At 42.3% G+C, this 3,274-nt stretch carries 3 protein-coding genes; 2 read left to right on the forward strand and 1 reads right to left on the reverse strand.

Annotation, left to right across the window (positions count from 1 at the left end):
- Together AB8M93_RS18285 and AB8M93_RS18290 are read left to right on the forward strand one after the other, a co-directional pair.
- Positions 1 to 543 (forward strand): QcrA and Rieske domain-containing protein (locus AB8M93_RS18285; protein ID WP_373060359.1); only part of this gene is annotated, 543 nt, incomplete at its 5' end.
- Positions 540 to 1,976, forward strand: coding sequence for a cytochrome b N-terminal domain-containing protein (locus AB8M93_RS18290; protein WP_373060361.1), 1,437 nt, complete (start codon positions 540 to 542; stop codon positions 1,974 to 1,976). The genes AB8M93_RS18285 and AB8M93_RS18290, both read left to right, overlap by 4 nt.
- A 54-nt stretch (positions 1,977 to 2,030) precedes the next feature.
- Here AB8M93_RS18290 and AB8M93_RS18295 read toward each other — a convergent pair.
- A partial coding sequence (locus tag AB8M93_RS18295) for an amylo-alpha-1,6-glucosidase (protein ID WP_373060363.1) occupies positions 2,031 to 3,274 on the reverse strand: 1,244 nt, incomplete at its 5' end.

A 3,274-nucleotide genomic window follows, 5' to 3' on the forward strand; every position in this document is an offset into this window, starting at 1 on the left:
AAAAAAAACCGGAAAACGATGAGTTGTAATTGCGAGCAAAATTCCGAAGAAAATAAAATGGGGCGTAAGAGCTTTTTATCAAAGCTCATTGGCGGTATTGTGGCCTTAATAGGGACTTTTTTGTCGCTTCCTTTGCTCAACAACCTGCTGGAACCGGTAATAGGCAACCGCAGGACCGTATGGAGGGAAATAGGAAAGCTTAATGATTTTAAAGTTGGGGAAACAAAAAAAGTGACTTTTAGAAATGCCTCCAGGTATGACTGGAGTGGTAAAATTGATGAATCTGCGGCATATATAAGAAGGGATGAAGAAGACCAACTAATTGCGTTTAGCGTGAACTGCTCCCACCTGGGTTGTCCCGTAAGATGGGAAGAATCTCCGCAAATGTTCTTTTGCCCCTGCCATGGCGGCGCTTTTTACCGGGACGGATCCCGTGCCGCCGGGCCGCCAAATCGCGGTTTATATGCTTATCCTTTAAGAGTTAAAAACGGAATTGTAGAACTTGAAACCGAAGCTATCCCGGTAACAAATATTGATGTGTGAAGAAGAAATTACGTAAAATCGGTAAATGGCTGAATGACAGAGGAGGGTTTTCAGAATTGCTGAAGCCCCTTAAGGAGCACCTGGTTCCTCCCGGCACCGGCTGGAACTATGTATGGGGAAGCGCCACCTTATTTTGTTTAACCGTACAGGTATTCACCGGCATCGCCCTGGCTTTTCTTTATCAGCCTTCTGTTAACGCGGCATACCAGTCTTTGCAGTATATAGAAAACCAGGCTTTTATGGGGAGTTTCATTCGTGGCCTCCATAACTGGGGAGCATCGGGAATGGTGGTCCTCCTTGGGGCTCATATGATTAGGGTGTACCTTACTGCCGCTTATAAATATCCGCGGGAAATGAGCTGGATAACGGGAATATTACTGTTGGGAATAACTCTTACCATGGCTATGACAGGCCAGTTGCTGCGCTGGGACAGCAACGCGATCTGGACGGGTGTCCTGGTGGCGGAGCAAACTGGAAGAATTCCCTTTGTTGGCGATGCCATTGCCCATTTTTTTATTGGAGGAGCTACATTGGGCGGGGACACCTTAAACAGGTATTTTGCCATGCATGTATTTCTCTTCCCCGCGCTGCTTTTCAGTATTGTGGGATATCACCTGTTTCTTGTTTTTCGCAATGGTATTTCTGAACCTCCAAAGCCTGGAAGAATAATAGATCCAAAAACTTACCGGCAATGGTACCAAAAAATGCTCAAGAAAAAAGGAGTGCCATTTTTTCCTGATGTTATCTGGAGAGATGTGGTTTTTAGCCTGGCCGTTTTAATCGGTTTGATTTTGCTGGCATGGCTTGTAGGTGCGCCGGAATTAACGAAACCGGCAGATCCCACAATTCTGGAAATTGAGCCCAAACCAGATTGGTATTTTAAATGGATCTATGCCATATTCGCATTGATGAACCGGTTTTTGGAACCCTATTTTTTATTTTTTGGCCCGTTGTTAGGGATTATCCTGCTTTTTTCTATTCCCTTTCTTAGCTGTGGGGGAGAACGCAGCCCTTTAACAAGGCCCTGGGCTATGGCAGGAGTTGCGCTTACCATTGCTATTGTGGGCTCTTTAACGTATGCCGGATTAAAAGCAGACTGGGTGCCTGCTTTTAAAGCAGAACCCTTAGCAGATTATGTTAGCATTCCAGATTCTAATGCTATGGCAGAAAGAGGTAAGCATTTGTTTTATGATATGAAATGCATTTATTGCCATAAAATAGGAGAGCAGGGAGGAAGTAATGGGCCGGAACTTACTGAAGTGGAAAACAGGCTGGATGAACAGCAGATTGTCTTACAGATTTCCAATGGGAGTGCTGATATGCCCGCCTACGGCGGATCTTTATCCAGCGGAGAAATGAAAGCCCTGGTGGCATTTCTGCTAAGTGAAAAGAAGATCAATGAACAAAACAGAAAAAGTCCTCCGAAGAAATAAAAGGTATTTCTAATTGGTGGAATAAAGTATGATCGTTTTTAGTAAAAATCCTTCTCAGGCTTTTTCATGTTCTTCTTCCATCTTTATCATATCTATAATTAACCCGCCCCAGGTAAAATTATGGGCACCATAACCCTCTCCGGTAAATGGATTGTAATATTCCCGAAATCCGCTTTTGGCTATAAGTTCCCTAAAACTATTTACCATTTTTCTAGCTTCATCCATATAACCTGTATTGATAAAAAACTTATGCAAATACCAGTTATTGACAATCCATGTTGGGCCCCGCCAGATATAAATGGACTGTTTGGGGTTAAATGCAGCTTCCTTTTTAGCTACTGAAGGAATGGGATATTTGGTACGGAACTCTTCACTGTTAAAAAAGTGCCTGTCCATTACCGCTTTACGCATTTCTTCGGATATACCTTTTAGAATGACCGGGTAAAAAACAGTAGGAGTAAGGATCTTAATCTGTTTATTGTCCTTTCCGTAACAATCATAAAATGCATTATCTTCTTTGTTATACATAAGCTTGATAATACTTTCTTCTACTTTATCTGAAAGTGTATTATAAGATTCTGCATCAGGATCTTCCATAATTTCGCAAAGGCTTGCCATTGCCCTTAAATTTTGAACGTAAATAGTGTTAAAACCAACTTCCTTCACCAGGAAATAGCCTTTCTCGTAAATTTTTTTGTAGTTATAATTATTCACGTAATTCCTGAAATCGATACCCGTGACCCTGGAAAATAATTTCCAGTTCGCTTTACCGGGCGTAAATCCCGCCGGTATATCAAAAGTGGGTTTCCAATCCATTCCAGATTCAAAAGTAGAAATAATGGTGAGCAGTTTATCATCCTCAAAATCCCGGTTATTGGCCAGCCAGCTGTAGTATTTCTTCAGCTTTGGAAACATTTCTTTCAGAAATTCTTTGTCGTTGGAATCTTTGTAAATGCGTTCCACTGCCTGTGCGATCAAGGGAGGCTGGATAATAGCACTCATATGGCTTTTATACAAATTTTTAAACCTTGGCAAAGACTGGAATATATCTGTCCACCTACCCGGTTTAAGCCTGTCCCAGTAGATCATGTGCCCCACAAAGCCATCTTCAGCCTGCAAGGCAAAAAGGCTTCTCACGTGGTTTTTCGCCATTTCATGCTCTCCAAGGGCACAAAATATAAACACGTGAAAACAGGTGTCCCAAAAAAACTGGTAGGGATAAGTTCCCGGGGATGGCCTCGTAAAATGAAAAGAAGGCTTGTCTTTACCACCGCCTTCTTCCATATTATCATTTAATA

Origin of the sequence: Autumnicola aciditolerans (assembly GCF_041679265.1) — a bacterium.
GTDB lineage: Bacteria > Bacteroidota > Bacteroidia > Flavobacteriales > Flavobacteriaceae > Autumnicola.